The sequence below is a fragment of the Spirochaeta dissipatitropha genome (genome assembly GCF_054657935.1).
In genome coordinates this window covers 261275-283963 of sequence record NZ_BAAHXT010000006.1, presented here as the reverse complement: position 1 = coordinate 283963, position 22689 = coordinate 261275, and the positions used below count along the sequence as shown (strand labels likewise).

The window sequence follows — 22689 nt, the reverse complement described above, 5'->3', positions numbered from 1 at the left end:
GCAAATCCACCTGTATGCAAGCTCATGGATTACGGTAAGTACAAGTTCGAAATGGACAAGAAAAACCGTGAGACAAAGCGAAAGCAGAAACAGACGCAGCTGAAAGAAATCCGTATGCAGCCAAAGATTGAACCTCACGATCTGCAGTTTAAAACCAAGCACGTCAAAGACTTCCTTGAAGATGGCAACAAGGTAAAAGTCACAATCCGTTTCCGGGGACGTGAGCTTGCTCACACTGAACGCGGATTGATAGTACTGGATAAAGTATTGGATTTGCTTGAAGACGGGTACGCAGTAGATCGCAAGCCCATGATGGAAGGTCGATTTATGTCGATGATCCTCAGTCCGAAGCTGACCAAGAAGTAATACAAATTTACGGTAAGGAAGGTAATACATGCCTAAAATGAAAACCCGCAAAAGTGCGGCCAAGCGCTACACCATTACCAAAAACGGTAAGGTGAAGTATAAAAAACAGGGACTTCGACATATCCTGAGCAAAAAGTCCACCAAGCGGAAGAGAAAACTCCGAAAAGCCGGAATTCTCAGTCCTGCAGAACAGAAGCGAGCACGGCAACTGCTGCCTTACGCGTAACGCAGGCTGAGATTACCGGTATAAGACCGGAACATGCAAGGAGACCATAATGGCAAGATCAGTTGATGGCACCAGACGGAAAGACCGTCGCCACGCAATTCTGAAACAGGCAAAAGGCTATTGGGGACGCAGAAGCAAGCTGCACAGAACTGCAAAAGACGCAGTTGCAAAAGCACACAGCTATGCATACCGCGACCGCAAGGTAAGAAGAAGGGAATTCCGCCGACTCTGGATTACCCGTATTTCTGCCGCCTGCCGAAATGAAGGCATTACATATTCACGCTTCATTTCTGGCCTGAACAAAGCCGAGGTAGCAATCAACCGAAAGGTTATTTCCAACCTCGCAATTGAAGATCCGCAGGCATTCCAGGAACTGGTTAAGACTGCGAAGAAAAACCTCGGGGAGTAAAGCATGATTCAGCTTGAGCAAATACAGCGACTGCAGGAGCGGGTGCTCGCAGCAGTCAAAAAGATCGACACATTACAGCAGGAAAACAGCAGAATGCAGGAACGCGCCGAGATGGCCGAGAACCGGGCTGCCGAACTGCAGGATCAGATCGACGCTCACAGCACGAAGTATGCTCAGATAGAGGAAGGCATTCTACATGCCCTTTCACATCTGGATTCACTTGAGGATGCGGTTGCACAGGCAAGCAAGCCTGTACAAGCCGGCGGTGCCGAAGAAGGCATTGTAATTGAAGAAGAAGCTGATCAAACTGATCCTCCTGCCGCCGAAGCTCCCGATTCTTCCAATGAAGAACACGAAGAAGCCAAGGCCGAAGTGCAGGACAGCGATGAACAGCAGACAGAAGTTACCGATTATTATGAAGAGGAACCGGCTCATCAGCCGGAGGCCGAACTAGATATATTCTAATGAAAATCGGAGAACCGGCGTGCAGATAGACCTGTTAGGTACAAGCTTTTCCATTGCAACCGATGAGGAACCGGAGTATGTTGAAAAACTGCTTCGGTTCCTCGAAGATAAAATAGCCGATACCGGCAGAAATGTACGAACCGATGACCCCCTGAAAATTTCCATTATCACCGCGCTTATGGTAGCAGACGAACTTTTCCAGCTACAGTCTCAGCTGGGAACCGATCATGCTCGCAGCAGCACCAGCAAAAACCCCGAACATCAAATCGACATTCAGCAAATCACACAGGATCTTATCCGACAACTGGATCTACGCCTGCAGGATTAAATACAAACCCGTGTTCAGGAGGTATAGGCACAACCTTCAGTCAACACTACCCTGCCTGCGAGTCGATTCGCTTCAACCGCCGCTTCTTCATGTCCCCTTCCCTGCATTACAGCATACAGATATCCGGCCGCAAATGCATCTCCAGCACCGGTTGTATCAAGTGGCTCAACTGCGATCGTCGGAACCATACACTTGAGTGATCGGTTAACTACACAGCAGCCATCAGCGCCCAGCTTGACCAACCAGGTCACGTCATGCTGCCCGGCTGCATCCATAAGTGACTGCCTATCTGCGTCCGGAAGCTCCAGAAGACTGCGTAATTCATCCTCATTACAGAAAACAAGGTCACAATAAAGCTTGAGCGCAGCCATGAGTTCCGGACGATATCTGTCTGCAACAAAAGGATCCGCTATATCAAGAGCCACCATCACGGCAGCTTCCCTGGCAGCTTTCATGGCCTCTTCAACTGCCTGTCGCTGGCCCGGGCTGTCCCACATATAGCCGGTTGTATAAAACACATCTGAGGCTTGAATAGAAGATATATGCAGATCACTGCTGCTGAACTCCCTGCATGCACCAAGGTAAGTAAACATAGTACGCTGGCCATCCGGGCTAACTAAAACGTTGGATGTCCCACTTGAGCAATCCGGCTTGAATGCAAGATGTGAACGAATATTTAGCTCATGAAGGATTGATTCGAATGCCCTCCCTTGTGTATCATGCGCGACAGCTCCTGTGTAGGTGCAGCGAATATCCGCCTGTGATGCAGAGGAAAGATGAGCAACTCCGCGCAGTGTGTTAGCACAGCTGCCACCGGCAGTCTGCTTGCCTGGACCTGCAATTCGTTCGATTTCCGAACGCTGCTGTAAATCAACCAGATTCATTGAGCCGGGCACAAAGCCCGCCGAGATGATTACACCTTCTGAAACATGGTGTATACTGTCCATAAGCGGATTTCCGAAGCCATAGAGATTTTTCATATAACGCTGCCTTTCATCTTGGGCCGCCAAAGGAATGACAAGAAGGTATGTCCATTACTACCAGCTCCCAGATAACCCGATACTACGATGCTTTCAAGGATGTTGATATAACATTTACCAAGGAAGTGATTCGCGCCTCACTGCTGAACACCAAGCAGATTTATATAAAACTGCAGGGCTATCAATGGCCTTGTGTAATCTATTCCTCGTCCTTGTCAGGTGCCAAGATAGTAGCAAATATAACGCCGACACTCAAGAAAAGTCTGAAGGAAAGTAAAGCTGCAATCAACCTGCGCTTCAGTTTTTTGCAGCGTGACAAGCGGAACCCAATCAGTTTTTTCGTTCCTTGTAGAATTACCGGGTTCACTCCATATAAATCCGGTGATCCGAACAATAATCTGCACTTCATCTCTATGACATTCACCCAGCGGCCTCCAAACGATTTAATTGAAATCCTTGGCCGTATACAGGAAGCAAACAGTGCGGCCCATAATCGCAAGGAAGAACGCGTTGTTCTGACAAATACTACTATCCAGAATCTCAGTCTGACGTCAAAGGGAGGAATGCTGATGGTTGACGGTATTCCACGGAAATGTATAGTACGGGATATATCGTTTGGAGGAAGCAAGATTATCCTTATGGGCGTCGCCCAGTTCCTGGTCAAAAAAGATATTGTACTCCGACTAGGGTTTACCGAACCGCCAGAAAGCATAGATATTCCGGGAACAATTATTCGATTTGAACCGGTTGAAGGCCGTAGCGACCTGGCAGCATTTGCCGTTAAATTCAAGGAAGATACTATACCAATGCGCTACAAACTTCGACTGAATGCATACCTTAAAACTATCACAAAACCGAAAACCCCTGTCCAGAAATTAGAGGCGCAGGACAATGAGAATAACAAGGAGCCGCAATGAAACACACTCACCCCAGCCTTGAGCACATTATGTACATCTCTGTACCGGAAGACTGGGAGCATAATATTGAGGGCTTCCAGATTAATCCATCGATACTGCTTCCAGTTGAATCCAGCCAGGAACAGGACTGGTCGATCAGCGAACTTTCATGGGAAGCCATTATCTCTGCGATGCTCAAAATACTTGCATACCAGCCCGATCACCAGGATGTTGATTATTTCAGGAATTTCATCTTGTCTGTAAAACCAGATCTTCCCGAAGAACTTTCGGAAACCGGAGTAATAAAAGCACGAAACAGAGACATGGCTATTGCTGAAGAAATTTTCCGTGCCCTCGCAAATCTGCAACCGGATAATGCTCTCAGCCAGATGAATCTGAGCTTGATCTGCGAACAGAGAGCCCAGGCTTTCTCGGAAATAGAAAACACAGTCCTGCAAAAGGAATACCTTGAAGCTGCTTTCAATGAATATCACAAGCTCTTCCAAATGGATGACGTTCCTATTATCGCTCATCTAAATGCCGGCTTTTTCTATGCACGACATAACGAATTTGACCAGGCGCTTCATCATCTGCAGGCCTATATCAGCGAAGGCGAGGATGAAGAGCTGATTGAGAAAGCCAATCGACTCCGTCAGACAATTGAAACCCAGAATCTCCAGGATACCAAGTTCAAGGAAGCATACGACTTTATAGCTATGGGGCAGGAAGAACGAGGCCTGGAACGCATACAGGAATTCCTCCGGGACAACCCCAAGGTATGGAACGCCTGGTTTTTGCTTGGCTGGGGTCTCAGGAGACTTGGCCGCTATCAGGACGCCGCCACTGCTTTTGAAAAATCATCAGAACTGCATCACGGTCAGGCAGATACCCAGAACGAGCTGGCAATCTGCTACATGGAATTGAATCGATATCAGGACGCTCGGCATGCACTGGAAACTGCCCTCAAAGCGGAACCTCAAAACACCAAAGTCATTTCCAACTTTGGTGTACTCGCATTGAAGATGGAAGACTATGATCAGGCGCGAGGCTTCTTCGAGACAGTTCTTGATTATGACCCGGAAGACCCGATTGCCCTGAAATATCTGGAACACTTACGCAGTAGAGAATAGGCCCCAAAGACCTTCTCAGAAAAAATAATTTGTCAGTTTCATGCTAAACATGATTCCGTAATAAGGGAAACTCAGACCCACGTAGCCCGGTTCATCGCGCCGGGTTTCAAGATCGGTATAAGAAACCTGGGGCTGAGTTCCAGTCCATGCTGTTAGCACAGATACCTCGAAGTGTTCCAGAACCTCGATCCCTACAGAACTGAAAACCGAAACATGACCTCCAAGCAGAAGCTCGGAAGCTACACCGGCCCCAAGCTTCAGATAATACGGAGGCTGACCTATATAGAAGTTCCAGCGCAGATAAGGCGTAGGTGCAATCAGAAGGAACTTCAATCCTACTTCGGAACTTGTTTTCCATAAATTCCGCTGATAACTCGTCCAGAAGTGTTCCCAGCCAACCTGCACCAGGGGATAGCCGAAATCTGCATTTACAATCGGGAAGTTATCTGCCACACCTCCAATACCAGCGATTAGATGATCACGTCTGTATCCCTCCCTGTACCTACGGTATTCCTCGGGAGAAAGAATGTTGTTCTCATATGCATCAATATAGTCATTAAAATCAAAACCCTTGGGGCGGAAAGCCGCACGGTAATGATCCAGGGAAAACAATCCGAGAGAAAAAGCCCTCTTCACATTGTAGTATGATATCTCGGCCTGAAAAAACTGCTGAATCGCCGACAGATCCCAATTACGTCGAACGGCATGTTCAAAATCCTCGATTCCAAAGCTTATATCATACTGACGCAAGCTGGTATAATCCCCCGGCTCCAGTCCAAGCTGGCCGAACAATTCAATCTGGCGTTCATCGGCGCCTAGCTGCAGCCACCATGCATCTTCCGTATACAGCGATGCCGTATCATCATCGGAAAAGAAACGTCGCACTTTCTGCGTAAGCTCAACCAGGGTATCAAACAAATGATCTTCGTTGGGCAGAAAGAAATTCTCGGTATATACAAGAAGTAAGTCAGGAACCTCAATAATCCGGACATTAAAAACCAGGCGTTCAGTACCAAGCCTTTCGAGGTTCATAACCATAATCGACTCAATATCAAGTTCTTCAGCAAGCCTGCCGAGTGTACCGCTGCTAATCGCCTCGCCACCTGACACAATTTGCTGGATCTGTGTTTGTTCAACTATCTGAAAAAGCGCGGTTTTGAACAGCTCGGTCCGGAAAATATCCGTAAGAATAACTGCCTGGGCAGGATCAATGGTTGAAGACTGAATATCAAGAACCGCGATTCTCGGGCGTTGGCTGACCGCAGGCAATACTGTGAATACAGATAAAATCAGAATCAGGCATATTTTTTTCATTTATTTTCCTCGGCCCCATTATATCGCTGAAAAAGCCAATTTCCTCGGTCTAAAATAAATATTGTTTTTTTTGTTAAAGATTTTCGGTACTGATGCCGATCCTGTTGGTAAGGGTTTTTCTTGTTTCAGGTCCCGAGGGCCTGCAGCATGACCTACCCCTAATCTTAATGTCGGACACAATTGTGGATGGCTTGAGAAAAAAAAAACAGTAATTGGTAAAAGTGGCCACGATTACCGAACTGAAAAAGGGCAAGGATGCCCGCGAAACGATTCAAGGAGGATCACAATGATTATTAATCACAACATGAGCGCAATGTTCGCCAACCGACAGCTTGGTCTCAATGACAAGGCAGTAAGCGGCAGCATGGAAAAACTGAGCTCTGGACTCCGCATCAACCGTGCAGGTGATGATGCATCCGGTCTGGCAGTATCAGAAAAACTGCGTTCACAGGTTCGAGGTCTGCGACAGGCTTCAGCCAATGCAACCAACGGTATTTCCTTTATACAGACCACTGAGGGATACCTTCAGCAGTCTCAGGATATCATGCAGAGAATTCGTGAGCTGGCAGTACAGTCAGCCAACGGTATCTACACCAACGAAGACCGCATGCAGATCCAGGTAGAGGTAAGTCAGCTGGTGGCGGAAGTAAACCGAATCGCATCACATGCCCAGTTTAACGGCATGAACATGCTGACCGGTCGTTTTGCGCAGGACCAGGGAAACAACGTGGTTACAGCTTCTATGTACTTCCATATCGGAGCCAACATGGATCAGCGGGAACGGGTTCACATTGGAACAATGACCGCACAGGCCCTTGGTGTAATGAGCATGGACGGACAGGAAGTACTCAGCCTCTCTACACCCGATAATGCGAATGCAGCTATCGGAACTCTGGACGCAGCCCTGCAGACTCTGAACAAGCAGCGGGCTGATCTCGGCGCATACCAAAACCGCCTTGAATTCGCAATTCAGGGACTCGACATCGGTGCTGAAAACCTTCAGGCCGCAGAATCCCGAATCCGTGATGCAAACATGGCTGAAGAATCCGCTGAATTCGTAAAGAACCAGATTCTTATGCAGTCAAGCCAGGCAATGCTTGCCCAGGCTAATGTTCGTACTCAGGGAGTCTTGCAACTTTTGGGTTAGAGTATTAACCTATAGAATGAGGTTTGGTTCCTTCCACTTGAGGGAAGGAACCCTTGTTCTTTGAAAAACACTCTCCAGGTTCAGGTCGAAATGCGGAGAAACCCCCTGATTTTATCAGGGCGGTTTCCCCGTAATAGCATCCGGTAAGAAAGCGCGAAGACTTATCGGGGGTTGTTCGGCACAGGTTGGGCAACGGATTTGCCCAAGAAGAACCAACAAGGAGGGTTATATGATAATTAACCACAATGCGAGCGCAGCGTTTGCCAATCGACAGCTGAATTTCCGTACATCAGAAACTACCAGCAGCATAGAGAAGCTCAGCTCCGGAATGCGGATCAACAAAGCCGCCGATGATGCTTCAGGTCTTGCAGTATCTGAAAAGATGCGAAGCCAGATCCGAGGTCTGAATCAGGCTGAGAGAAACGTTCAGAACGCAGTTTCATTCATTCAGACAACCGAGGGATATCTCCAGCAGACACAGGATATTCTTCACCGCGTACGTGAACTGTCAGTACAGTCGGCAAACGGAATTTACACAGCGGAAGACCGAATGCAGATTCAGGTCGAAGTTTCGCAGTTAGTGGACGAGGTCAACCGGATCGCCAGCCATGCGCAGTTTAACGGCATGAATATGCTGACAGGCGCATTTGCAGCAGATTCTGCAACAGGCCAGATCATGCAGTTCCAGATTGGAGCAAACATGGACCAGAACGAGCGGGTTTACATTGGTACAATGACCGCTGCAGCTCTGGGCCTGATGGACGCACAGGGCGAGAATGGAGTCATATCCCTTTCAACCCCCGAAGGCGCTAACAATGCAATCGGAGCTATTGATACAGCCCTGCAGGCGGTAAACCGTCAGCGTGCAGATCTTGGTGCATACCAGAACCGTTTCCAGATGGCACAGCAAGGAATTGCTACCGCATCTGAAAATCTGCAGGCGGCCGAGTCACAGATCAGAGATGCTGACATGGCATCAGAAATGGTCGGATTCGTTCGAAACCAGATCCTGACCCAGTCAAACCAGGCAATGCTTGCACAGGCAAATGTAATGCCTCAGGGCGTGCTGCAGCTGCTGGGATAAGACCTCCGCTGATTCCCCAAGAGATTTCTGGACGTCATCTTTTGGTTGGAAATGCAACACGAAGGAGGGGGAGTCGCGCCTCCCCTTCTCTTCATTCCTTGAACCCTGATTAACAGGTTTGGGAGGAAGCAATGGCTTTCCAGATTGATACAAGGGCAGATGCCCGAACACAGAACCTACCTCATCATACCGCAGCCAAGGCTGAGGCTGTCAAAAATGACGCCGCCCGTGCCGAAATAGCGGAAGTTCACAAAAAAGAAGCGGAAAAGCAGGAACAGACCCGTAAGCAGGTAAAAGAACTGGAACCTGTCCTCAGAGAACTCGAGCAGACCTCCAGTTTTCTTCACAGACGCCTGAAATACTCCATCAATTCAGATCTGAATAGAGTAATCATCAAGGTCGTTGATGCTGATACCGATAAAGTAATTAAAGAACTGCCTCCCGAAGAGCTGCAGCGAATAAGCATGCGCATCCGGGAAGCTGTCGGACTGCTAATAGACGAAGAAATATAGACCGCTGGTTCAGCGGTCGGGGATACTGCTGATGTCAGATATAACTATTCCTGGCGTAAATAATAGATTTTTCTCTCAGGAACAGATAGATAAGATCATTGAAGCTGAAGCAGCCCCTGTTCGGCGCCTTGAGCGGCAGGTCGAGACACAGGAAGCCCAGAAGCGTGCATGGCAGGAGGTCAACAGGAATCTCTCTGCACTCCAGTCAGCATCAAACAGACTCTTCGGCATTGACAGCCCTTTCAGAAGCAGAATAGCGAATTCCAGTAATGAACTGATCCTGACAGCATCCGCATCACGGAGCGCAGAGGAGGACCGTGTTGATGTAATTGTACGTCAAACTGCGGCCGCTGACCGGTTTTCCAGCAATCCGATTGCACGCGATCTGCAGGTCCCAGAAGGAACATACACCTTCACCATCGGTGATCGGGAGCACAGCCTGCGCTACAGAGGCGGCAATCTGGAAAACTTTATTACCTCACTGAACCGAAGAATGGGCGACCACATACGGACAAGGGTTGTTCAGGATACACCATCCACAAGCAGGTTTATTATTGAATCCCTGCATGAAGGGGCGGATAATACCCTGGGATTCGAGGATGATGCCGTGCAGTTTGCCCTGGACATCGGACTTATTGAAGAGGCACGATCTTCTGAAATACAGGTACAGCTGCCGGGAAACCGCACTGAGGCGATTGCCGAGGCGGAATCAAAACTGGATATCCCCCTCCCCTCCCTGGAAGCACAGGATCTCCGGATAGAAATGGAAGTACGTATTACCTCACTTCCCGAGGAAGAACGCAGCGAGATAACTACGCCCCCCGGTCCGGAACTTCCCGGTGCGGACAGTATTACCTTACGGGGGGTCAGCCTTCGCGACCATGCCCTGGAGATAGATCTGCCGGATATGACTCCACCAGAACCTCCTCCCGTAGTTGAAGACCCGAATACCTTGTTTATCCGCAGCGGCAGCAGGGAATTTCGTCTGCCTGCACCGCGGGAAAGCGGTGAATACGAGACCGTAAATATATCGCTGAGGGATCTGCAGGTGCAGAGCCCCGACAGTCTGGAGATTCGAAACAGAAACAGCCTGAAGGAGGTTTCTGTCAGAAATATCCGGCTCTATGATGCTGCTGCCCGCGGTGACTACCAGGCCGTAAATCCTCTGACCAGCGCACAGGATGCAATCGTACGGGTGGATGGTATCGATTTTCAGCGGCCGCAGAACAGAATTGATGACATTATACCAGGAACTACCCTCAACCTGAGGAGAGCAAGCGCTGAACCGGTTGAAGTTCAGGTCGGACCAGATCGTGAAGCAAGCAAAGATGCCATAATCGAATTTGCCGGATACTACAATCAGCTTTTTACCGAAGTGTTGATTCTCTCACGTGCCGATGAGGAAATCGTTAACGAGATTGCATATTTCACAACAGAAGAACGAGAAACAGCATTGGAACGGTTGGGCATGATGAGAGGTGACAATACCCTGAATCAGCTCATCCGATCACTTCAGAATGCGACATCCGCTGCGTATCCCACTGAAGACGGACAGGGCTTTTCCATGATGTCGCAGATCGGTGTTTCAACAAATGCAGCCGGAGGCAATCGTGGTTTTGATCCATCTAACCTCCGCGGATATCTGCAGATTGATGAAAACCTTCTGGATGAGGCCCTGCAGAGCGATTTCAACGGCGTACGGCGGCTTTTCGGCTTCGATTCAAACAGTGACGGAGCGGTTAACAGCGGCGTTGCTTTTGAAGTTAACAGGCTTACCCGACCGTATACACAGACTGGCGGTATAATTGCCACCAGAACCAGTACCATCGACTCTTCCATAGCACGTAATGATCGGCAGATCGAAACATATAATGAACGGCTGGAACGATCAGCGGACCAACTCCGACGTGAGTTTGCACGTATGGAAGGGGCAATACAACAGATGGAGTCAAACGCACAGCGATTTGAAAGCATGAATCCAAATAACAATAGATAAACAGAAATTACGAAAGCAGGGCAATTATGAAAATCCGGATGAACGAGCAGCAATTAGATGTGACAATAAATGAAACAGACACCATAGAAGTAGTTCTTGACCAACTTGGTAGTTGGGTTGAATCAGCCGGTGAAATAATTGCTGAAGTTCAGCTTGACGGAAAACCTATTTCTTCCCCGCCTGATCCAGAAACCGGCAAGCAGAAAGCGCAAAAATCACAGCAACTGGAAATAACAACCTGCAGTCCTCTGGAATACCGCTTGCGTGGCCTCACCGTAATGGATGACTACCTGAATTTGCTGGAAGAAGGCGTTCTCAAGGGAAATCTACAACAGATTCAGGATATTGCGATGGAATATCCCTATATACAGGATCAGTTGAACAGGGAAATCAGTGGTGATAGTAAAGGAAGAACCGATCTTCACACCATCATTCTGGCACTTCGCGCCGAGGAACACGAACCAGGAGAAGAACAGCGGAAATCCGTTGCCGTAATTATCCAGATGGCACGATCCATCCTGCAGGATCGATCAAGAGAGATAATACATCCCGATGCATCTGCAGCGAACGCAGCCGATAGAATTATGGATTTGATGCCGGCAATTCTGGAGGTTTCTGTCCAGCTGCAGTCGATGGATCAGCGTGAAGCCATGCATACCGTGTTTAATCTCTGTGAACTGCTTTCAAAACTGCTCAGATGCCTCGGTTATCTTCCTGCCAGGTCCGATATTCAGCACTCAATCGATCTTTCCGGTATAGAATCCCAGCAGCAGGATCTCAATCGGCTCCTCCAGGAACTGGAAGCGGCACTGGAAGATCAGGATAGTGTAAGTATCGGGGACATAATAGAGTACGAAATTGCACCTCTGCTTGAAACAGTATGCACAAAGGTCCAAGAGGCGCATCATGGCTAAGAAACTCGGACTGATCCCGAAAATGAGGTTCAAGCATGCCGCACACGGCAGGGGTCTCAACGATGATGAAATTTCCGCATTACTTCTTATTGCGGAAAAATATCAATTGCCTCTGCCGGAACGCTTGCTGAATGATCTTGACTTCCTCATGACCTATGCGGAACGGCTTCATGTGGGCCGCAGAAAACGGGAGACTCCAAGCAGCTCTGATGAAATGCTGCTGCATAATGTGTATGAAGCTCTACGAAAACTGCAGATTGAAAGAGACCGGCAGGAACAGGGATACGACAGTACAAAGGATTTTGGTACCGGGATGAATGTCAAAATAAAGACAGACAGCAATTCCGTATACCAGAGCGTAATCACCGCCAACACCCAAAGCGCATTTGGAATCAAGACACCAAGGGATAACCAGGGAAATCAGGTCAGAGTCCGCAAGGGCAGCAAGATATACGTCCAGGCAATCGGTGATGAAGGCCGTCTGTATCAATTCGCCAGTACCAACGTAGGCTACAATACCGTACGCGGTATCTCTACAATGTTTCTCAGTCACTCCGCAAACCTCAGAGTGATCAGCAAGCGCAAGGCACCACGGCGACTCTATGAAAAGCCAGTATATTACTACCCGATCGTTATCGAAACCGTCCCGGGGAAAAAGGAAGTAAAAAAGAGAGCCCGCGTTCTGCAGGAACGACGGTATATGGGTAAAATCGAGGATATTTCAGCCGGCGGCTGCTGCATTCGCTGCCGCAGCCCTCTTGAAAAAGGCAGTTTGTTGAAAGCAGAATTCGATACACCAGCCGGTGATCATATCGAATTATACGGAAAGGTAGTCGGTGTAAACCCGTCCCGCATGGGTTCACGAATGCACCTGCAGTTCACCCGTTTGTCGAGACATCATCTTAACACGATTGATGCTTTTGTATTAGGATTCGGAGAATACAGAATCGGCAGGTAGGGGATTGATGCAGATACTTGAACTCAGAAATATTTCACATATCAACTCACATATTCATTACCGCCGGATATTCCATGCACATGCAGTGCTGCAGTATCTCGGACGTAAACCGGAAGAAAAACACATAAAGTTTACCATCGAGCACTCACCGCTTGGCGGCACCTCAATAAATATTGATTATCTGGAATCGATTGACTACCCTATAATCCCTGCAAAACAACAGCTCAAGCAGTTTATTGCTGACATGGACAAGCAAGGTACCTTAGTAGATGCAGATTGAATCACCTACATCATCTTATACAGAAAAAATCGGGGCTGCACTGAGCAGGTCACTGACAGGCGGATCAATCATCCGCGTAGTTGGAGGACTCGGGCTCGGAAAAACCGTACTTGCCCATGGTGCAGCGATCGGACTGGGCATATCTGAACCGATAACAAGCCCCACCTACACCATCGTGCAGGAGTACAAGGGTGAAGGAGGCCTACCAGGGCTTATACATGTCGATCTATACCGGATTAACAGTGAAGAGGAACTGGATGAATTAGGCCTCATAGAAATGATTTCTGATCCTGATTATATCATGCTGATTGAATGGGCTGACCGGGTACCCGAAACAATTTTTCCTGCAGCAATCACGGTTCACATGGCCTTTGGTGACAGCAAGGATACAAGATTGATTACTATAAGCCCTGAACCGCAGAGTTTCACACAGAACCTGAAACAGGAAAAAAAGGCGGATTCATGAGCATCCAAAAACCAATGGTTCTGGCATACGATACGAGTACCGAAATATTTCAGGCCAGGCTTCGTGGACCAGGTGTGGATAAGCTTATAGAAGAGCGTCAGGGGCTGCGTCATGCTGAACAGGTTGCAGAAGCTGCTGCAGAGCTGCTGAAGACCTGCCCCCTGTCAGAAATCGATGTAGTAGCCTGGACAAGAGGCCCCGGCTCATTTACAGGCCTGAGAATCGGAGCGGCTTTCTGCAAGGGGCTCTGTGCGGGTCATGACAATCCCAAATTGATTTCCATACCCACACTGGAAGCCATGGTACGGAGCTTTCATGCTGAACATGAGTGTCACGCTGAACATGAGTGTGCATACCTGCTCCCATGCATAGACGGAAAAAAACAGCGCTATTATCTGCAGTTATTCACTTCCAGTGGTCAAATCCTGAGTCCGGTCATTGATGCTGACATCACACAGACAGAAGAATTGCTGGATAAACATCATATTCTCCCCGAGGATATCAGAGTGCTTGGCCCCCATGCGGATTCGTTCAGGGATTTCACAGGAAGCAGCAAATTTCTTACCGGGCTCAACAGCGGCTGCTCAGCCGGAACAGCCGAACTTGCTGCAGAGGCTTTCCTCCGCGGAGAGTCTGACAGGAATGATCAGGGCCCCGAATACTACCGTTTGAGCCAGGCCGAAGAGGGAAAATAGAATTTCCCCGGTGCTACATCCCCTGGTTTTCACTCTTATCAGACTGACCAGGGGGGAGCTGAAAATCTGAAAAATCGGGTAAGGATGCAATGGAGCGCGATGCTTCAAGGTTCTCGGCCTGAATCGCTTCATATACTTCATGACGATACACCGACACATTTTTAGGTGCCTGAATACCGATTTTCACCTGATCTCCCTTGATCTCGATAATGGAAATCTCTATCTGATCGCCGATAAGAATTCGTTCGTTTTTCTTTCTTGCCAGGACTAACATGCGCGGGTCCTTGCCAGTTCTTCAAAGATATTGTGACGCACCTGCCAGCGCTGGTCGGTCACAATAACCTGTTTTGCTATGCGGTTCCGTTTGTTGATAATAATAGGGCCCTGTAGATTAGCTGTCATTCTCCGCTGTTCTTCCGGAATAGTAACGATGGCAAATACCAGCAGATCATCCCCTTCCTGGTAGTCAACATCCTCAAAGTCCTCCGCAGAGGGGGAAATATCATAATCAGGACGAAATATGTGCGGATCAATCAGTATAAATGCGACCTCTACCAGTTCCGAACTCTGAAGCCAGTAAAACGGCTGCTGGTGGGCGTCCATGAGGACAAACTCCTGCAGACGCTCGAAGCCCAGAATTCCCTGGGAAAACAGGATCCGCTGCCGTTCATCTATCTCTATCTCTCCGTATGCCTTTGATTGTATTTTCATTCAGGTTTCCTCACTTCATGTATCAGGCTAAAGATCAGCGAATAAAATCAAGCAGTGTGGTCTGCATTATTCGGGCAGACACAGACAGGGCTGCCTTATGCGTGCTCTCAAGACGTTTCAGTTCAGTTATTGCTTCCGCCATATCAAGGTCCACAAAGCGGGAATTACGTTCTCCGGTAACAAGGCGGTTATACGACAGGGTATCCAGTCCTTTCTCCAGACGGGCATGCTGGGCGCCTAGCTTGCCAAGTTCTGTCAGCATACTCTCCATTGCCTGGTCAACGCCCCTGAGACCATCACCGCCGATCTCGAAAGGACGACCCTCCATCAATCGATCCCGAAGCTGAATGATCATGTCAAATGCACTGCCACCGAAGACCTGAGCTGTTGCAGCTATGTTATGAGGAGGTCGCTCGGTTCCACCAGCTGTTATTCCGAGATCCTGCAATACCGTGCCGGTTCCATTATCCTGGATCCATAGCTGCTGGGGGCTGGTAGTCTCCATTACGAGTGAATTGTCGACCGGATCCATGCGGGCTCTGACTCCTACACCGGAGGCATTGATTTTTGCCATAACAGCAAATACAGAATCACCTTCCTGAAGCTGAATCTCTTTTCCCTGTATACTGATTGATGAGTCCTGCTGCACTGTGAATGCAGAGGCGTCAACACTCGAGTAAACCTGCTGATTTTCAGCCCAGAAAACCTCGTTTCCGGGAAAATTCAAGGGCATATACACCCCTTCCGAGACCTCAGCAAGGTTCCTGGTAATGTCTCCGGTATAGCGGACTTCGCTGATCATTTCCCTCCCTGCACCGGGAACATTTCCCATAGAAGCCAGAAAAGGCAGGTTATCGCTCCGTCCACCTCCGAATACCGCTTTGCCTTTTCCGTCCCTGGCATTGGCTATGCTAAGCATCTCCTGCAGAAGCTCATCCACCTCAACAGCCATGAGCTTCATATCCTCAGGACTATAGGTTCCATGCGCACCTTGCACCGCTAGTTCGCGGATCCGCTGCATGACTTCAACCCCTTGATACAATTGACCTTCGGTATGGCGATGACGGTCCATGGCTGTCAGGGAGTTCTTGTGAAACCTCTCCAGACGGGCGTCGTAGGACTGCAGACGGCTTGAATGAGCCGCTGCGATCGGATCATCACGCAGTTCCTGAATCCGGGTTTGGGAGGCCATCTGATTCTGTGAGCGTGCCATTTCAAGTTCGCGATTCCGTGTATGAAACATCATATTATTACTGCTGTAATTCGAGCTGACTCTATTCATGATCTACTATACCCCCAAGCGGTTGATCAGCGTATCGAGCATTTGATTGATGGTGCTCATATATCTTGCTGCTGCATTATATCCATGCTGAAATTTTATCATCTGTGCCAGTTCCTCATCGATATTCACACCGGATATACTATCGCGCAGGTCACGCAGATCTTTCATTATCTGACGCTCTGTGTGCCAGGATCGTTCAGCTTCCTGACCTTTCAATCCGATATCTGCTATCGCCTCGGCGAAATGATCATCAAAACTTGCAATCTGTCCTACCATAACCGGTGTATTCCTGAGACGGGAAATCTCCAGGGCCGCACCTCCGTCACCGACTTCTGCTGCACGCCCGTTTTCAGGGAAACCAGCTGCGATTGAAGCGGGTTCCCTGCGGATCGCCTGATTGACCTCAAGCCAGGCAGAGGGATTCGCCTGTGGAGTGACTGCCAGATTCTCTACTCCAACCTGCAGGTTAAGAACAGCATCTGCCTGGGCAAAAGAATAAGCCCCGTCAAGTCCCGTTGCAGAGAGAATACCAGCAAGGCCAACGAGAAACTGGCCGCTGTCCTGTACCTCGCGGATTACGAAATCCGGGTTATCGGGGTTCGCTGATGGAGTTCCCTTCAGTTCGAGTTCATTATTCCTGTTCAGGCGGGCTACCACCTCTGCACCGGAGAGATTAATCCGGCGGACTACATCCTCTACCCTGTCGGTAGGGTTATACACAACTGAGACCGGTCCATTGGGCCCTGACAGTGTAATCTCACCCTGTATACCAAGCTGATCTTTGGGTTCAAGTCTGTTTGCGCCTTTAATCCGGAAGATATGACTGCTGTCAAAGGTGCCATCGCCATTGCTGTCCACATTTCCCAGTACATTGTTAACTGCCGGACGCTCGACAAAAAAATCAACACCGCTGCGTCCGTTCATACCTGAACCAGCTCGGTGCACCTCATTCACCAGATCAACGAAGTTAATAGTCATATTATCCAGCCGCTGGATTTCTCCACGCAGGTCGACATCCCGAAGCTCAAGGTGAGCGGCAAGTTTTCCTCCGCGAGGGTTGAACAATTCATCACTGTCTGCCCAGGCTACATCGGAAAAACCGTTATTGTTCGGATCCGGCCGCAGCTCAAGTGTCTTGAATGTTGAGCCCTGAATAATATTCCTGCCACCGACATACACTGAATATTCATTTGGGCTGCGGTTATCTGTTTCAATATTTACCGTCAGAGCAAGCCGCTCGACAAGCAGATCGCGCCGGTCATATAAATCGTTCGGGTTATCTCCGACAGCTTCCACCTTTACTATTTCCTGATTCAAGGCGGCAATATCCCGGCTGAGCTGGTTTATGGTGTGAACATCTCCCTTGATCTCATCCTCGAGCATTGTCTGTATACGGTATAAATCATGATACTGTCCTCTGATTCCATCCATCAGGGCCGTTCCCCGCTCCAGGACAGCCTGACGCGGAACCATCTGGTCAGGATGCACAGAAAGCTCCTGCCAGGAATCCCAGAATCTATCCATGAGGTTACGGACGGAATTCTCACCGGGTTCGAGGTATACCTGCTCTACCATTCGAAGGTATTTCTGTTTCTCATTCCAGAATTCCTCGCCATGGGCCTGACTCACAAGCCTGTTTTCGAGAATCATATCCCGTACTCTGCTGACCCGGGCAACCTCTACTCCCTGACCCAGCTGCCCCGGCCGCTCGGCTCGATTCAGACCGGGTTTATCCAGCGGTGAATAGGCCTGCAGTTCTACACGCTGCCGGCTGTAGCCCTCGCTTGAGGCATTACTGAGGTTATGTCCGACTGTCTGCAAACCAACATTATGGGCCATAATCCCGCGTTTTGCGATTTCTATACCGGAAAAGGTAGACTGCATAAGACCTCCTGCCTGTTCACTTAAAGCTGATGATTGATCATCACTGCGGCGGCTTGAGCACCGCGTACATTTCCACAACGGGTGTATACATCTCCGCGGGATGAGGGGAACAGTTCCTCAAGAATCTGATTCATAGTTGTAACTGTGCTGCTGATATAAGCATCAATCCCGCCTGTAATATTCTGCACCTGACTGACAACCGCCTTGAGCTGGCGGTAGAGTGAGTCGAGCAGAAGACGGTTCTGACTGCTCAAACCAGCAGTCATAAGAGAAAAACCGGTATCAGCAGGAAGCGACAGCACAGCCAGCAGATCGCGGAATCTGATCACCCGCTCATTTTCACAGGTATAGATTTCCTCACTTAGCTGTTGAATGCTGTCCAGGGCTTGCTGCATGGCGTTCCAGTCCTTGAGAATCACAGCTTTCTGCATTTCACGCTCATGCTGCACAAGCTCTGTGAGCAATGCTATTTGTTGTTCAAGTGTCCGGGCAAGACCGTCAATCTCAGGCTGAATCTGCATAGCTACTCCTTTCTCTCAATGTCGGCATTCGGCGCGGAATCCTGAGAGTAAAATCATCATTTTCTCTTACTTGCCGGTAAGCAGCGCCTGCGGTATAGTGGACGCGAATATGAAACAGCCTGCTGTCCGATTTATGTTGATACTGCTTCTCAGCACCCTGCCCTTCTCCGGTGTTTTCGCGGAAAAAAATCCGGACACCTTCTTCTATGAACAGTTTGAGGATCTGCCAGCTCATGCCGAACAGATCCTGCTCCGGATGAGTCCTGAAGAGCGCCTGGCCCAGATGCTGATGATTGGATGGCCGAGTGTCGAGCCATCTCCACTGCTCATGCAGTGGATAAATGAAAGAAATATCGGAGCAGTCAAGATTTTTGGCTGGAACGGCAACAATGTACCTGACCTTGCAGATTCAATCAGTCTCATGCAACAGGCTGCTGCCCACCAGGGAACCGGAATACCCATCATCACCTCCACGGATCAGGAAGGGGGCTGGGTCAGGCACATCAAGGACCTGACATCCATAACGCCCGGCAACCTTGCAATCGGAGCCAGCGGCCTGAGTCACGATGCGTTTCAATCGGGAAAGATCATTGCCGAAGAACTGCGCTTGATGGGTGTGAACATGAATCTTGCGCCAACCGTTGATGTGTACACGCATCCTGAGGCCCATGTAATTGGCCCGAGAGCATTCAGTGATGATCCACTTCAGACCGCAATTCTAGGAACCGCATTTTACCAGGGACACGAGATACATGGAGTCATTGCAACCGGTAAACATTTTCCCGGACACGGCGCCGCCTCCGGAGATTCACATCTCCTGCTTCCAACTGTTGAGGTGGATCTGGATACCCTCTGGGAGAGAGACCTACTGCCCTTTCGCATGCTCATAGCGGAAAATATTCCCGCCTTGCTGAGCGGCCATCTGAGCTTCCCTCTGATCAGCGGAGATGATACACCAGCATCTTTCTCCAATTTTTTTCATCGTGAACTGCTCAGGAAGCAACTTGGTTTTGAGGGATTGATAGTAACAGATGACCTCTACATGTATGGTGCGCTGGATTACGGTTACCGCTATGGTGAGGAAATTCCGGGCCTGGTTATTCGGGCTATCCGTACCGGTAGTGATATGATCATGCTCTCAACAACACCTGAACTTAACGGTGAACTCTGGCGGCAGCTTGTCTCCAACTATTACTCCGATCCTGAATTTGCAGAAACCGTAGATAATTCAGCTCGCAGAATAATCAAGACCAAGCTTCGCTATCTGCATGATCCCGAATACCGCGTCCCGTTGTTTCCCGACAGCAGCAATCTGCCGAATATGATGCCCAGTGAAACAGCTCGTGAGTTTTTTATGGGGCAGGCAGCCAGGAGTGTCAGTCTCATAGGGAGCGAAAAACTGCCGGAATTTACAGGAGACGAGAGAATCCTGCTTACTGGACACAACACCGCATTCTTCCGGGTCGGCAGGGAGTTTTTTCCTCGAGCCGATGAATACCGCTTCCAGAACCGGAATTTCTATTTCAGCAACAGCCGAGACAGGCTTCAGGTACGTGAAATGGCTGAGCGCTACGATTATATTATCTATGCCCTCAGTGATCCGAACTCAGGACAGGTACTGCAGGAGCTGGAAGCTTATGCGGACAAGGTAATAGTTTTTTCACTACTCTCCCCTGTATACCTAAGTACTGTACCCTGGGTGCAGCGCGGAGTAGCTGTATACGGATGGACTGATGATCCTGCAAGAGCTGGATTTTCTGTCCTGAAGGGTACTATAGAAGCCCGCGGGACAATGCCGATCCAGAGCCTGATAGAGGGAAGCAGATGATACTCCGCAGATCTCCCTGGCAGCTACTGTCCAGAAGAGAATATGCAATCCTGGCAGAACTCCTGGGTAATCTGCATGAATGGGAATACAGTGCACTTACGGATCGCCTGCTCCGTCCACTTACTTCCAGCCAGGTATGGATACATAGTTCGAGCAGAGACTCACTCCCCGAGGGTATAATACTCCAGGAAAAATCAGGGTACACCTTTCCCTGGTTCACCGCCGGTTTCAGAAATAATCCTGATGCCTCCCTGCCGGAATTAAACTATAGTCCTGCAACGATCATGGGTATGGATGCAAATCTCCGATTCTATCTGCATGCAGCAGGAATACATCCTCGTGAATATATCCCATACCATCTCATGCACCGGGCTCCAACTCCTTTACGGCTCGTGATCCCGCCAGGCTTCCAGCTGCTCCCGCTTGATCCTTCTCATTTCTCCCTGATACTACCACTTGAAAGAGGATATCAACGTGAAGAAGTCCTGCTCCCCGGCCATATGCTCCATGAAGAAACTGTCGCGAGAAATCTGCGCTATATGCTCAAACGTCACATCGGTTACGGGGTGTTTCATGAAGGACACTTCCTGGCCAAGGCACATACGAATGCCAGGGGGCTGAACTGCAATCAAATCGGCGGAGTATATACAATGCCGGAATGGCGGAGCCAAGGGCTTGCAGGCCTGGCATTAAAAGGCTTGATGAAAGCATTACGGGCTGATCGGTACAATATAAGCCTCTTCGTCAAGCCCGGAAATATTTCCGGCGCAGCTCTGTACCGTAAGCTTGGATTTTCACGCGCGGGAGGTTATGCTATTGCCTATGTCTGATTCAATTTCGGTATTGATGACAGCCTCAGAGGCGCATCCCATTGTCAAGATCGGCGGTCTGGCTGATGCCGTCGGTGCGCTGTCAAAGCACCTGAAAGCATTAGGAACAGATGTCCGTATTTTCCTCCCTAACTACCTGGAATGTCGATTCGAGAGCGTTAAAAAACATGATATCGGAAAAATCCGGATGGGAAGCCGTGTTTTCGAAGCCTCGGTTCTGGAAACACACATTGAATCTGTTACTGCATATCTCCTTGATATTCCGGAATTATTTGCAAGAGAAGGCGTATACGGTCCACGGATTGATGAAGCTCATGAAGATAATCTGATCCGCTATGCTGCTTTCTGTGCAGCTGTGCCAGTACTGTGTTCTGCACTGAAATGGCAGCCGGACATTATACATGGCCATGACTGGCAGAGTGGACTGATACCAGCATTTCTCCGGCAGCACGGCAGCAGTAATGCCTTCCTGTTTACTATACACAACATCGGTTACCAGGGTGATTTCAGTATTGATCACCTGAAAGATATCGGACTTAACCGTCACCAGGCTGAACACTGCGGGCTGATTCTGTATGACAAGCTGAATTTCATGGCTGGAGGCATTACCTGCGGAGACCAGTTTTCAACCGTTTCCAGAACCTATGCCCGGGAAATCCAGCAGCAGCAGTTCGGTTTCGGAATGGAAAAAGTCGTCAGGAAGCATGCACAGCGCTTGAGCGGCATTACAAATGGAATGGATTACGATGAATGGGATCCGTCTCATGATAAAAATATTCCGGTCAATTACTCCCACACTGATTTGAACGGCAAGGCGGAATGCAAACGTCTACTTCAGCGCGAAACAGGGCTTGAGGAGGCTGAGGGAATACCCTTGATCGGCATGGTCACCAGGCTTGTTTCTCAAAAAGGTATTTATGAACTTGCACACCCCTATCACGCGGCTCTGGAAAGCATCTGTCAGGGCCAGAAAGTTCAGGTAGTGATCCTGGGTTCAGGGGAACGTTGGTGCGAGCTGGAACTGCAGGCTATCCAGGAACGGAATTCGAACTGCGTAGCAGTTATAGGATATGATGAAGGACTTGCACACAGAATTGCGGCTGCTTCAGATCTTTTTCTGATGCCTTCGCTATATGAACCCTGCGGACTCAGTCAGCTCTATGCCATGCGATATGGCAGCCTGCCTGTAGCTACCAGAACCGGAGGAATTGCTGATACGGTACGTGACGGAAAGACCGGATTCCTGATGAAGCATGCAAATGCCAGATCTATCGAACACGAAGTCAGCAGGGCCGTTCGTCTCTACACCAGAAACCCCTCCCAATTCAGAACAATGCAGATTCAGGCAATGCAGGAATGCTTTGACTGGGAGCAATCTGCGAAGGAATATCTGGATCTTTATACCCGAACCATTGCCTGGACAGCAAAATACCCAAGAGATATCTGATAAAGTATAGCTGATGTCGG

The 22689-nt window shown here is 49.1% G+C and carries 26 protein-coding genes; 19 read left to right on the top strand and 7 right to left on the bottom strand.

The genetic code is table 11. From position 1 onward, the window contains the following. The 5 genes from infC to ACYQ2L_RS09675 all read left to right on the top strand — a co-directional run. A partial coding sequence (infC, locus tag ACYQ2L_RS09695) for a translation initiation factor IF-3 (RefSeq protein ID WP_460054627.1) occupies positions 1-366 on the top strand: 366 nt, incomplete at its 5' end. A gap of 28 nt (positions 367-394) precedes the next feature. Next, positions 395-592 carry a 50S ribosomal protein L35 gene (gene rpmI / locus ACYQ2L_RS09690; RefSeq protein ID WP_460054625.1) on the top strand — a complete coding sequence of 66 codons (198 nt, stop codon included), beginning with the start codon at positions 395-397 and terminating at the stop codon, positions 590-592. 49 nt (positions 593-641) lie between these two features. Continuing rightward, positions 642-1001 (top strand): 50S ribosomal protein L20, encoded by a 360-nt coding sequence (rplT, locus tag ACYQ2L_RS09685; protein WP_460054622.1) that lies wholly within the window; start codon positions 642-644, stop codon positions 999-1001. A 3-nt stretch (positions 1002-1004) separates the two neighbouring features. Next, on the top strand, positions 1005-1466 hold the full coding sequence (locus tag ACYQ2L_RS09680) for a cell division protein ZapB (RefSeq protein WP_460054619.1): 462 nt from the start codon (positions 1005-1007) through the stop codon (positions 1464-1466). Between the two features lie 19 nt (positions 1467-1485). Next, a complete protein-coding gene (locus tag ACYQ2L_RS09675; protein WP_460054616.1) occupies positions 1486-1794 on the top strand; it encodes a cell division protein ZapA in 309 nt (102 codons plus the stop codon). A gap of 14 nt (positions 1795-1808) precedes the next feature. Here ACYQ2L_RS09675 and ACYQ2L_RS09670 read toward each other — a convergent pair whose 3' ends face one another. Further along, a complete protein-coding gene (locus ACYQ2L_RS09670; protein WP_460054613.1) occupies positions 1809-2774 on the bottom strand; it encodes an adenosine kinase in 966 nt (321 codons plus the stop codon). Positions 2775-2821: 47 nt separating this feature from the next. Here ACYQ2L_RS09670 and ACYQ2L_RS09665 point away from each other — a divergent pair, with 47 nt between their 5' ends. Both ACYQ2L_RS09665 and ACYQ2L_RS09660 read left to right on the top strand, forming a co-directional pair. Beyond that, entirely contained in the window at positions 2822-3691 is an 870-nt protein-coding gene (locus ACYQ2L_RS09665) for a PilZN3 domain-containing protein (protein ID WP_460054611.1), read from the top strand. Then, a complete protein-coding gene (locus ACYQ2L_RS09660) occupies positions 3688-4800 on the top strand; it encodes a tetratricopeptide repeat protein (protein ID WP_460054609.1) in 1113 nt (370 codons plus the stop codon). The genes ACYQ2L_RS09665 and ACYQ2L_RS09660 overlap by 4 nt, the downstream gene beginning before the upstream one ends. 15 nt (positions 4801-4815) lie before the next feature. Here the strand turns inward: ACYQ2L_RS09660 and ACYQ2L_RS09655 are convergent, their stop codons facing one another. Beyond that, on the bottom strand, positions 4816-6114 hold the full coding sequence (locus ACYQ2L_RS09655; RefSeq protein WP_460054602.1) for a hypothetical protein: 1299 nt from the start codon (positions 6112-6114) through the stop codon (positions 4816-4818). Between the two features lie 286 nt (positions 6115-6400). Between ACYQ2L_RS09655 and ACYQ2L_RS09650 the strand changes: the two genes are divergently transcribed. The 9 genes from ACYQ2L_RS09650 to tsaB all read left to right on the top strand — a co-directional run bounded on the left by ACYQ2L_RS09650 (position 6401) and on the right by tsaB (position 14166). Further along, positions 6401-7261, top strand: a complete 861-nt coding sequence (locus tag ACYQ2L_RS09650) for a flagellin N-terminal helical domain-containing protein (RefSeq protein ID WP_460054598.1) — start codon at positions 6401-6403, stop codon at positions 7259-7261. Between the two features lie 229 nt (positions 7262-7490). After that, the gene (locus ACYQ2L_RS09645) at positions 7491-8345 is read left to right on the top strand and encodes a flagellin N-terminal helical domain-containing protein (protein ID WP_460054593.1); all 855 of its coding nucleotides are present in this window, start codon (positions 7491-7493) and stop codon (positions 8343-8345) included. A gap of 131 nt (positions 8346-8476) precedes the next feature. Continuing rightward, positions 8477-8857 carry a flagellar protein FlaG gene (locus tag ACYQ2L_RS09640; RefSeq protein WP_460054588.1) on the top strand — a complete coding sequence of 127 codons (381 nt, stop codon included), beginning with the start codon at positions 8477-8479 and terminating at the stop codon, positions 8855-8857. Positions 8858-8888: 31 nt separating this feature from the next. Then, positions 8889-10853 (top strand): flagellar filament capping protein FliD, encoded by a 1965-nt coding sequence (fliD, locus tag ACYQ2L_RS09635; RefSeq protein ID WP_460054584.1) that lies wholly within the window; start codon positions 8889-8891, stop codon positions 10851-10853. Between the two features lie 26 nt (positions 10854-10879). After that, positions 10880-11767 carry a DUF8042 domain-containing protein gene (locus tag ACYQ2L_RS09630; protein WP_460054579.1) on the top strand — a complete coding sequence of 296 codons (888 nt, stop codon included), beginning with the start codon at positions 10880-10882 and terminating at the stop codon, positions 11765-11767. Then, positions 11760-12725 carry a flagellar brake protein gene (locus ACYQ2L_RS09625; protein ID WP_460054574.1) on the top strand — a complete coding sequence of 322 codons (966 nt, stop codon included), beginning with the start codon at positions 11760-11762 and terminating at the stop codon, positions 12723-12725. Before ACYQ2L_RS09630 ends, ACYQ2L_RS09625 begins: the two co-directional genes overlap by 8 nt. Positions 12726-12732: 7 nt before the next feature. After that, positions 12733-13005 (top strand): hypothetical protein, encoded by a 273-nt coding sequence (locus ACYQ2L_RS09620; RefSeq protein WP_460054568.1) that lies wholly within the window; start codon positions 12733-12735, stop codon positions 13003-13005. Then, the gene (tsaE, locus tag ACYQ2L_RS09615) at positions 12995-13471 is read left to right on the top strand and encodes a tRNA (adenosine(37)-N6)-threonylcarbamoyltransferase complex ATPase subunit type 1 TsaE (protein ID WP_460054565.1); all 477 of its coding nucleotides are present in this window, start codon (positions 12995-12997) and stop codon (positions 13469-13471) included. The genes ACYQ2L_RS09620 and tsaE overlap by 11 nt, the downstream gene beginning before the upstream one ends. Continuing rightward, positions 13468-14166, top strand: coding sequence for a tRNA (adenosine(37)-N6)-threonylcarbamoyltransferase complex dimerization subunit type 1 TsaB (gene tsaB, locus ACYQ2L_RS09610; RefSeq protein WP_460054560.1), 699 nt, complete (start codon positions 13468-13470; stop codon positions 14164-14166). Before tsaE ends, tsaB begins: the two co-directional genes overlap by 4 nt. A 13-nt stretch (positions 14167-14179) precedes the next feature. Here the strand turns inward: tsaB and csrA are convergent, their stop codons facing one another. From csrA to flgN, 5 genes are read right to left on the bottom strand one after another with little or no spacing between them, the layout of a single operon-like run. Further along, positions 14180-14440, bottom strand: a complete 261-nt coding sequence (gene csrA / locus ACYQ2L_RS09605) for a carbon storage regulator CsrA (protein WP_460054554.1) — start codon at positions 14438-14440, stop codon at positions 14180-14182. After that, the gene (fliW, locus tag ACYQ2L_RS09600; protein WP_460054551.1) at positions 14434-14877 is read right to left on the bottom strand and encodes a flagellar assembly protein FliW; all 444 of its coding nucleotides are present in this window, start codon (positions 14875-14877) and stop codon (positions 14434-14436) included. The genes csrA and fliW overlap by 7 nt, the downstream gene beginning before the upstream one ends. Before the next feature lie 34 nt (positions 14878-14911). Continuing rightward, positions 14912-16159 (bottom strand): flagellar hook-associated protein 3, encoded by a 1248-nt coding sequence (locus tag ACYQ2L_RS09595; RefSeq protein ID WP_460054549.1) that lies wholly within the window; start codon positions 16157-16159, stop codon positions 14912-14914. A gap of 6 nt (positions 16160-16165) precedes the next feature. Next, a complete protein-coding gene (flgK, locus tag ACYQ2L_RS09590) occupies positions 16166-18043 on the bottom strand; it encodes a flagellar hook-associated protein FlgK (RefSeq protein WP_460054547.1) in 1878 nt (625 codons plus the stop codon). A 20-nt stretch (positions 18044-18063) separates the two neighbouring features. Continuing rightward, on the bottom strand, positions 18064-18564 hold the full coding sequence (gene flgN / locus ACYQ2L_RS09585) for a flagellar export chaperone FlgN (protein WP_460054542.1): 501 nt from the start codon (positions 18562-18564) through the stop codon (positions 18064-18066). A 109-nt stretch (positions 18565-18673) separates the two neighbouring features. Between flgN and ACYQ2L_RS09580 the strand changes: the two genes are divergently transcribed. Genes ACYQ2L_RS09580 through glgA form a run of 3 tightly spaced genes read left to right on the top strand, consistent with a single transcriptional unit; the run spans position 18674 to position 22669 of the window. After that, positions 18674-20392 (top strand): glycoside hydrolase family 3 protein, encoded by a 1719-nt coding sequence (locus ACYQ2L_RS09580; RefSeq protein WP_460054539.1) that lies wholly within the window; start codon positions 18674-18676, stop codon positions 20390-20392. Further along, complete coding sequence (locus ACYQ2L_RS09575; RefSeq protein WP_460054534.1) at positions 20389-21222, top strand: GNAT family N-acetyltransferase; 834 nt, start codon at positions 20389-20391, stop codon at positions 21220-21222. The genes ACYQ2L_RS09580 and ACYQ2L_RS09575 overlap by 4 nt, the downstream gene beginning before the upstream one ends. Beyond that, positions 21215-22669 carry a glycogen synthase GlgA gene (gene glgA, locus ACYQ2L_RS09570; protein WP_460054530.1) on the top strand — a complete coding sequence of 485 codons (1455 nt, stop codon included), beginning with the start codon at positions 21215-21217 and terminating at the stop codon, positions 22667-22669. Before ACYQ2L_RS09575 ends, glgA begins: the two co-directional genes overlap by 8 nt. The last annotated feature ends 20 nt before the right edge of the window (positions 22670-22689 follow it).

What these genes read in the sequence shown, in the direction of transcription:
- rpmI (WP_460054625.1), top strand. Translation starts at nt 395, where the DNA reads ATGCCTAAAATGAAAACCCGCAAAAGTGCGGCCAAGCGCTACACCATT.
- rplT (WP_460054622.1), top strand. Translation starts at nt 642, where the DNA reads ATGGCAAGATCAGTTGATGGCACCAGACGGAAAGACCGTCGCCACGCA.
- ACYQ2L_RS09680 (WP_460054619.1), top strand. Translation starts at nt 1,005, where the DNA reads ATGATTCAGCTTGAGCAAATACAGCGACTGCAGGAGCGGGTGCTCGCA.
- ACYQ2L_RS09670 (WP_460054613.1), bottom strand. Translation starts at nt 2,774, where the DNA reads ATGAAAAATCTCTATGGCTTCGGAAATCCGCTTATGGACAGTATACAC.
- ACYQ2L_RS09665 (WP_460054611.1), top strand. Translation starts at nt 2,822, where the DNA reads ATGTCCATTACTACCAGCTCCCAGATAACCCGATACTACGATGCTTTC.
- ACYQ2L_RS09660 (WP_460054609.1), top strand. Translation starts at nt 3,688, where the DNA reads ATGAAACACACTCACCCCAGCCTTGAGCACATTATGTACATCTCTGTA.
- ACYQ2L_RS09655 (WP_460054602.1), bottom strand. Translation starts at nt 6,114, where the DNA reads ATGAAAAAAATATGCCTGATTCTGATTTTATCTGTATTCACAGTATTG.
- ACYQ2L_RS09650 (WP_460054598.1), top strand. Translation starts at nt 6,401, where the DNA reads ATGATTATTAATCACAACATGAGCGCAATGTTCGCCAACCGACAGCTT.
- ACYQ2L_RS09645 (WP_460054593.1), top strand. Translation starts at nt 7,491, where the DNA reads ATGATAATTAACCACAATGCGAGCGCAGCGTTTGCCAATCGACAGCTG.
- ACYQ2L_RS09640 (WP_460054588.1), top strand. Translation starts at nt 8,477, where the DNA reads ATGGCTTTCCAGATTGATACAAGGGCAGATGCCCGAACACAGAACCTA.
- fliD (WP_460054584.1), top strand. Translation starts at nt 8,889, where the DNA reads ATGTCAGATATAACTATTCCTGGCGTAAATAATAGATTTTTCTCTCAG.
- ACYQ2L_RS09630 (WP_460054579.1), top strand. Translation starts at nt 10,880, where the DNA reads ATGAAAATCCGGATGAACGAGCAGCAATTAGATGTGACAATAAATGAA.
- ACYQ2L_RS09625 (WP_460054574.1), top strand. Translation starts at nt 11,760, where the DNA reads ATGGCTAAGAAACTCGGACTGATCCCGAAAATGAGGTTCAAGCATGCC.
- ACYQ2L_RS09620 (WP_460054568.1), top strand. Translation starts at nt 12,733, where the DNA reads ATGCAGATACTTGAACTCAGAAATATTTCACATATCAACTCACATATT.
- tsaE (WP_460054565.1), top strand. Translation starts at nt 12,995, where the DNA reads ATGCAGATTGAATCACCTACATCATCTTATACAGAAAAAATCGGGGCT.
- tsaB (WP_460054560.1), top strand. Translation starts at nt 13,468, where the DNA reads ATGAGCATCCAAAAACCAATGGTTCTGGCATACGATACGAGTACCGAA.
- csrA (WP_460054554.1), bottom strand. Translation starts at nt 14,440, where the DNA reads ATGTTAGTCCTGGCAAGAAAGAAAAACGAACGAATTCTTATCGGCGAT.
- fliW (WP_460054551.1), bottom strand. Translation starts at nt 14,877, where the DNA reads ATGAAAATACAATCAAAGGCATACGGAGAGATAGAGATAGATGAACGG.
- ACYQ2L_RS09595 (WP_460054549.1), bottom strand. Translation starts at nt 16,159, where the DNA reads ATGAATAGAGTCAGCTCGAATTACAGCAGTAATAATATGATGTTTCAT.
- flgK (WP_460054547.1), bottom strand. Translation starts at nt 18,043, where the DNA reads ATGCAGTCTACCTTTTCCGGTATAGAAATCGCAAAACGCGGGATTATG.
- flgN (WP_460054542.1), bottom strand. Translation starts at nt 18,564, where the DNA reads ATGCAGATTCAGCCTGAGATTGACGGTCTTGCCCGGACACTTGAACAA.
- ACYQ2L_RS09580 (WP_460054539.1), top strand. Translation starts at nt 18,674, where the DNA reads ATGAAACAGCCTGCTGTCCGATTTATGTTGATACTGCTTCTCAGCACC.
- ACYQ2L_RS09575 (WP_460054534.1), top strand. Translation starts at nt 20,389, where the DNA reads ATGATACTCCGCAGATCTCCCTGGCAGCTACTGTCCAGAAGAGAATAT.
- glgA (WP_460054530.1), top strand. Translation starts at nt 21,215, where the DNA reads ATGTCTGATTCAATTTCGGTATTGATGACAGCCTCAGAGGCGCATCCC.